This window comes from Phenylobacterium sp. (genome assembly GCF_044371015.1).
Taxonomy (GTDB): Bacteria; Pseudomonadota; Alphaproteobacteria; order Caulobacterales; family Caulobacteraceae; genus Phenylobacterium.
In genome coordinates this window covers 1-5,654 of record NZ_JBILUK010000211.1, presented here as the reverse complement: position 1 = coordinate 5,654, position 5,654 = coordinate 1, and the positions used below count along the sequence as shown (strand labels likewise).

9 protein-coding genes are annotated in these 5,654 nt (G+C 68.7%); 4 read left to right on the top strand and 5 right to left on the bottom strand.

Translation table 11 applies throughout. The annotated features are described in order from the left end of the window. The coding region (locus ACIQ3R_RS14560; protein ID WP_397419583.1) for an SDR family NAD(P)-dependent oxidoreductase at positions 1–264 on the bottom strand (264 nt) is incomplete at its 3' end. 50 nt (positions 265–314) lie between these two features. Continuing rightward, the gene (locus tag ACIQ3R_RS14555; RefSeq protein ID WP_397419582.1) at positions 315–1,490 is read right to left on the bottom strand and encodes an acetyl-CoA C-acetyltransferase; all 1,176 of its coding nucleotides are present in this window, start codon (positions 1,488–1,490) and stop codon (positions 315–317) included. A 284-nt stretch (positions 1,491–1,774) separates the two neighbouring features. Between ACIQ3R_RS14555 and phaR the strand changes: the two genes are divergently transcribed. Together phaR and ACIQ3R_RS14545 are read left to right on the top strand one after the other, a co-directional pair. Further along, a complete protein-coding gene (gene phaR, locus ACIQ3R_RS14550; protein ID WP_397419581.1) occupies positions 1,775–2,389 on the top strand; it encodes a polyhydroxyalkanoate synthesis repressor PhaR in 615 nt (204 codons plus the stop codon). A gap of 31 nt (positions 2,390–2,420) precedes the next feature. Further along, complete coding sequence (locus ACIQ3R_RS14545) at positions 2,421–2,744, top strand: hypothetical protein (RefSeq protein ID WP_397419580.1); 324 nt, start codon at positions 2,421–2,423, stop codon at positions 2,742–2,744. On the opposite strand, the gene ACIQ3R_RS14540 is transcribed toward ACIQ3R_RS14545, so the two are convergent. Together ACIQ3R_RS14540 and gloB are read right to left on the bottom strand one after the other, a co-directional pair. Continuing rightward, a complete protein-coding gene (locus ACIQ3R_RS14540) occupies positions 2,735–3,049 on the bottom strand; it encodes a helix-turn-helix domain-containing protein (protein ID WP_397419579.1) in 315 nt (104 codons plus the stop codon). The genes ACIQ3R_RS14545 and ACIQ3R_RS14540 overlap by 10 nt on opposite strands. A gap of 146 nt (positions 3,050–3,195) precedes the next feature. Beyond that, on the bottom strand, positions 3,196–3,921 hold the full coding sequence (gene gloB / locus ACIQ3R_RS14535; RefSeq protein WP_397419578.1) for a hydroxyacylglutathione hydrolase: 726 nt from the start codon (positions 3,919–3,921) through the stop codon (positions 3,196–3,198). A gap of 74 nt (positions 3,922–3,995) precedes the next feature. Here gloB and ACIQ3R_RS14530 point away from each other — a divergent pair, with 74 nt between their 5' ends. Further along, complete coding sequence (locus ACIQ3R_RS14530; RefSeq protein WP_397419577.1) at positions 3,996–4,772, top strand: class I SAM-dependent methyltransferase; 777 nt, start codon at positions 3,996–3,998, stop codon at positions 4,770–4,772. 37 nt (positions 4,773–4,809) lie between these two features. Continuing rightward, positions 4,810–5,154 (top strand): P-II family nitrogen regulator, encoded by a 345-nt coding sequence (locus ACIQ3R_RS14525; RefSeq protein ID WP_397419576.1) that lies wholly within the window; start codon positions 4,810–4,812, stop codon positions 5,152–5,154. Between the two features lie 81 nt (positions 5,155–5,235). Here ACIQ3R_RS14525 and ACIQ3R_RS14520 read toward each other — a convergent pair. Next, positions 5,236–5,654 (bottom strand): hypothetical protein (locus ACIQ3R_RS14520; protein ID WP_397419575.1); only part of this gene is annotated, 419 nt, incomplete at its 5' end.

Below are 5,654 nucleotides of genomic sequence, written 5' to 3'. Positions count from 1 at the left end.
GTCGCGCGTGATGCCGGCGTTGTTGACCAGCACGTCGATGGGGCCGAGCTGCTTCTCGACCGCCTGGGCGGCGTGGAGGCAGTCGGCGTAGTTTCCGACGTTGCCCTTGACCACCATGATGTCGAGCTCGCGGGCGCAGGCCTCGGCCGCCTCAGCGTTGCCGGAGTAGCCCGCCGCGACCAGCATGCCGTCGGCCTTCAGCCGTTCGCAGATCGCGCGCCCGATCCCCCGGGTCCCGCCCGTGACCAAAGCCACCCTCGCCATGTGTTTCGCTCCCTGGTTCTCGACCCCGGCATGTCGGGGGTTGATGTCGGTCAGACCTTCTCGACGCACATGGCCACGCCCATGCCGCCGCCGACGCAAAGCGTGGCGAGGCCCTTGGCGGCGCCGGTGCGCTTCATCTCGTGCAGCAAGGTGGTCAGGATACGAGCGCCCGAGGCGCCGATCGGGTGGCCGATGGCGATGGCGCCGCCGTTCACATTGACCTTGGCCGGATCGAGACCCAGCTCGCGTACGACGCACAGCGCTTGGGCCGCGAAAGCCTCGTTGGACTCGATCAGGTCGAGGTCGGAGACCTTCCAGCCGGCCTTTTCCAGCGCCTTGCGGCTGGCCGGGATCGGGCCTGTGCCCATGATCTCGGGCTCGACGCCAGCATGGGCCCACGAGGCAATGCGGGCCAGCGGCTTCAGCCCGCGCTTCCGGGCTTCATCGCCGCTCATCAGCACCAGGGCGGCGGCGCCGTCGTTCAGGCCGGAGGCATTGGCCGCAGTGACCGAGCCTTCCTTGTTGAACGCCGGGCGCAGGCCCGACATCGCTTCCAGGGTCGCTCCGTGGCGGATGTACTCGTCGTCGGACACGATCGTGTCGCCCTTGCGGCCCTTGATCGTGACCGGCGCGATCTCGTCCTTGAACTTGCCGGCCTTCTGGGCGGCCTCGGCGCGGTTCTGCGAGGTGACGGCGAACTTGTCCTGGTCCTCGCGGGTGATCTGCCAGCGGGCGGCGATGTTCTCGGCCGTCTGACCCATGTGATAGCCGTGGAACGAGTCGATCAGGCCGTCCTTGATCATGGTGTCGACCAAAGCCAGGTCGCCCATCTTCTGGCCGCCGCGCAGCTGCTGGGCGTGCGGCGACTGGCTCATGCTCTCCTGGCCCCCGGCGATGACGATCCCGGCCGAGCCGTCGAGGATCTGCTGGGCGCCGAGCGCCACCGCCCGCAGGCCGGAGCCGCAGAGCTGGTTCAGGCTCCAGGCGGGGCTCTCGATCGGGATACCGGCGTTGACCGCCGCCTGGCGCGCGGGGCCCTGGCCGGCGCCGGCCTGCAGCACCTGGCCAAGCACCACCTCGTCCACGTCGGCGGCGGCGATGCCGGCGCGCTCGACCGCGGCCTGGATGGCGACCTTGCCGAGCTCATGCGCGGGCAGGCTGGAAAGGGCGCCGTTGAACGAGCCGACGGGCGTACGGACGGCGGAAACGATGACGACGTCGGTCATATGGGCGATCTCCCCGAAGAGTGGGCCTGAAACGGACTTGCCGGCATCTATTCCCCGCGGACCCAGGGAGGGCAAGTCACTAGCGTAAGATGCGATCAGAGCAGGACATCGGATCGTCGAAGTCCGCCCGGCTTCCTGACCGCGCGGCTCGGCTTGATCTCTGACGGCCGGATCCGCCTGAGGCGTCAGGCTCCCGGCGGATGTCATTTGCCAAGCCGCTCGCATCCGCGATACTGCAGTGCGGAACGGTCGCGAGTCTTCAAAGGCCGGAACAAGGATCAGGGATGGCGGAAACCGGAGCGGCGGGCGCGCCGAAGGCGGCGGAACGTGTCGTCATCAAGAAGTACGCGAACCGGCGGCTCTATAACACCGCCTCGTCCAGCTACGTGACGCTCGAACATCTCTCGGAGATGGTGAAGCAGGGCGTCGATTTCGTGGTTTTCGACGCCAAGACCAACGAGGAAATCACGCGCACGGTCCTGACCCAGATCATCTTCGAGGAAGAGGAAAAGAGCGCGGGCCAGAACCTCCTGCCGATCCAGTTTCTGCGCCAGTTGATCAGCTTCTACGGCAATTCCATGCAGGCGTTCCTGCCCAGCTATCTTGAGCTTTCGCTGTCGAGCTTCACCCAGCAGCAGGAGCGGATGCGCCAGCAGATGGCGAGCTTTGGACAGGTCGGCGGCATGGGCGCCTACGAGGACCAGATCCGTCAGAACATGGCGCTTTTCGATCGCGCCATGAAGATGTTCTCGCCCTTTAGCTTTGCGCCCCAGGCGCGCGCCGAGGAGCCCGCGCCCACCGCGCCGCCGGCCAAGCCCGAGACCGACGAGGCGCTCACGGCGCTGCGCAAGCAGATGGCGGAGATGCAGGCCCAGCTCGACCGGCTGGCCAAGAGCTGAAACGTGGCGCGCCGGTTGCAGGCGCGGAGGCATGATGTCCCGGATTGACCGGATCGCGCGATCGGCCTTTGTGCGCAGGCCCCTGGCCCTGGAGGCGCCGCGCCCGCATGCGCCGCCCCCGCCCGCCCCGCCGTCGCAGCCGGCCGGCGTGTCAGGTCGCGCCTATTCCGACAGCCCGGCGCGGGGCGAATCCGAGTTGGCCGCGCAGCTGATGGGTCAGGATGGGACGACGCGCGGCCTGCGGGGCGGGCCGACCGTGATTGAAGCCGCCCAGTCCGCCTACAATCGTGTGGAATGGTCGGGCCGCTACGATCGCCGCGCCGCCAAGGGTTCGACCACCCGCGCTCAGGTCTGACCGGAGAGCCGGCGCACCGCCGCCTCCAGCGCCGCCACCCGCCGCTCCAAGTTCGCGATCCGCGCGACCGCGTCCTGGCCTGGAGTCGGCGTCGACACTCCGGCGTGGCGGGCGACCTCGGCCGGCGTCTCGCCCAGCAGCTCGGCAAACGCCGCCACCTGCCCGGCGGAAAGTTCCTTCTGATCCTTGAAGACCAGCGCGAGCTCCGCCTCGCTCAGGCCGGCGACAGCGGCCATCGCCGCGCGGGACAGGCCGCGCTCCGAGAGGCGGGCGTCAAACCAGGGGGCGTCGAAGAACAGGGCCATGGGCTGGAATCCGGGTGGCGCCAGACTTGCTTAACCACGTTCGATCCGCCCCACCAAGGACGCTCGACATGCTCATGTTTCTGGTCCGCCTGTCCGAGATCGCCCTGGTGACGCTGATGTTCTCGGCCCTGACCTGAAGGCTCGCCTCAACCCTTGAAGTTGTCCTTGGCGGTCCGCACCGCGGCGAAAGCCTGAGCGCTGCCGGCGCGCAGGAAGGGGTTGGTGGCCTTTTCCAGGCCGATGGTGGTGGGCACGGTCCACTCGCCGCGCTCGCGGGCCGCGAAGATCGCCTCCGACCTCGCTTTGAGCTCGGGCGAGGCGTCCACCGAAAGCGCAAAGCGCGCATTCGACGCGGTGTATTCATGCGCGCAATAGACCGCTGTGTCGTCCGGCAGGGCCGCCAGACGCGAGAGGCTGGCCCACATCTGCTCCGCCGTGCCCTCGAACAGCCGCCCGCAGCCCAGTGCGAACAGCGTGTCGCCGACAAAGGCCTTGCCGGAGACCGGGTCGTGAAAGGCGATGTGGCCGAGCGTGTGGCCGCCGCTCTCGATCACCTCGAGGCGGGTCTCGCCGAGTTCGACGATGTCGCCGCCCGAAACCTCGCGGTCGAGCGGGGCGATGCGGGTCACCTCCTTGGGGCCGACAATCCGGCAACCGGTCGCCGCCTGGATCTCGGCGTTGCCGCCGGCGTGGTCAGGATGCCAGTGGGTGTTGAGGATCAGGTCGAGCCCCCAGCCGAGGCGCTTCAACTCCGCCAGGATCGCAGCCGCGTCCGGCGTGTCGATGCAGGCGGTCTTGCCCGTCGCGTCATCCCGAATGAGGAAGCCGTAGTTGTCGGAAAGGCAGGCGAACTGGTGGACGGTGAGCGGCATGGGCGGACCTCCGGCGAACTCCAGGCTCGATCTAGGCTGGCGCTGGGCGGGCGTCGAGCCTAGTTCCTGATCCCATGCGTCGCGATGTGCTCGAGTTGCGCCAGTTCTACGCCACCCCTCTGGGCCGGGCGGCGCGGGACATGGTCTCGCGCAAGCTGACCGAGGCCTGGGGCGATCCCGTCGGACTCGATGTGCTGGCGGCCGGCTATGCGACGCCGTTTGTCGACCACCTGATCCCTCGGGCGCGTCGGGTGGTCAGCGCCATGCCGGCGCAGCAGGGTGTTGAGGTGTGGCCGGCCGGCGGCCCGAACCTGGCCATGCTGGCGCCTGAGGACCAGCTGCCCTTCACCCATGCGCTGTTCGACAGAATCCTGGTCGCCCACGGCCTGGAGGAGAGCGACGATCCGGTGAGCCTGCTGCGTGAGGTGTGGCGGGTGCTGGCGCCATCGGGTCGGGCGATCGTGATGGTGGCGGCGCGCAACGGGCCCTGGGCCAATGCCGAGACCACCCCGTTCGGACACGGCCGACCCTATTCGCGGCGACAGCTGGGCGAGCTTCTCCGCGCCGCCGACCTGGAGCCCTCCGGCTGGACCCGGGCGCTCTATGTGCCGCCGGTCGGCTGGATGGCGCGATGGGCCGATCCCTTTGAGCAGGTGGGGTCTCGCCTCTGGCCGGGGCTTTCCGGCGTGTTGCTCATGGAGGCCGTGAAACAGACCTTTGCGGTCAAGCCCAAGGCCTCCCGGGCGCGGGTCGCGCCGCGCCGTCCGGTGCTGGCGCCGGCCCCGGCCGGAGCCCCGGCTGCGCGGGAGCCGCCGCCAACGCCCTTGGCGCCGGGCCAGGGAAGGTCTTAGCTACAATCCCTGTTCCCGCTTCGGAGACGCTCGGCCCATGAAACTGATCATCGCGATCATCAAGCCCAGCCGCCTCGACGCCGTGCTCGACGCTGTCACCGAGGCCGGCGCCTCCGGGCTCACGGTCACCGAAGTCCGCGGCTATGGCCGTCAGAAGGGCAAGACCGAAGTCTATCGCGGCGCCGAGTACGAGGTGAAGCTGCTGCCCAAGGTGAAGCTGGAGATCGCGGCGCCGGATGACATCGCCGCCGCCGTGATCGACGCGATCAAGGCGAGCGCCAACACCAACAAGATCGGCGACGGAAAGATCTTCGTGCTCGACCTGGAGAGCGCGATCCGCATCCGCACCGGCGAAGAAAACGACGGGGCGATTACGGGGTAGGAGCTGGAGGCTTCAACTTACGACCCATTGATTCGGGGCGAGATTCTGCCGCCGAACCGGCTTCCACCACGTTGACAGGCATCAAATCTGACTGGGCTGATCCTCGGGCGTCCACTCGGGCGGGGTGAATTCGTCGCGTAGCCGAAGCCATGCTGACACCGAGGGCCAGGGCGGCGGGCGCCAGAGGACTACGCCGCCGTGTCCGCGCGCCTTTTCGAAGGGCCCGCAGACCAGTTCGACCTCCGACCAGAGCCGCCACATCCCTTCGCCGTCACGGCGGACTAGGGCGATGGCCTCTGCGCGGGGCAAGCGCATCGGAACCTGCTCGGACCAGGACGTCCAGGAATGCGGCTCGCCATGCCAGGTTCCGCTTTGTAGTGGCGGGATGAACCAGCTCGTGCGGTCGCCCGCCGGCGGCTCGGACCAGCGCGTTTGGCGGCGAGGAGGCAGGCGCGAGCGGGCCATCCTCGCGACGGCCTCAGCCGAACAGGTCCGCCGGC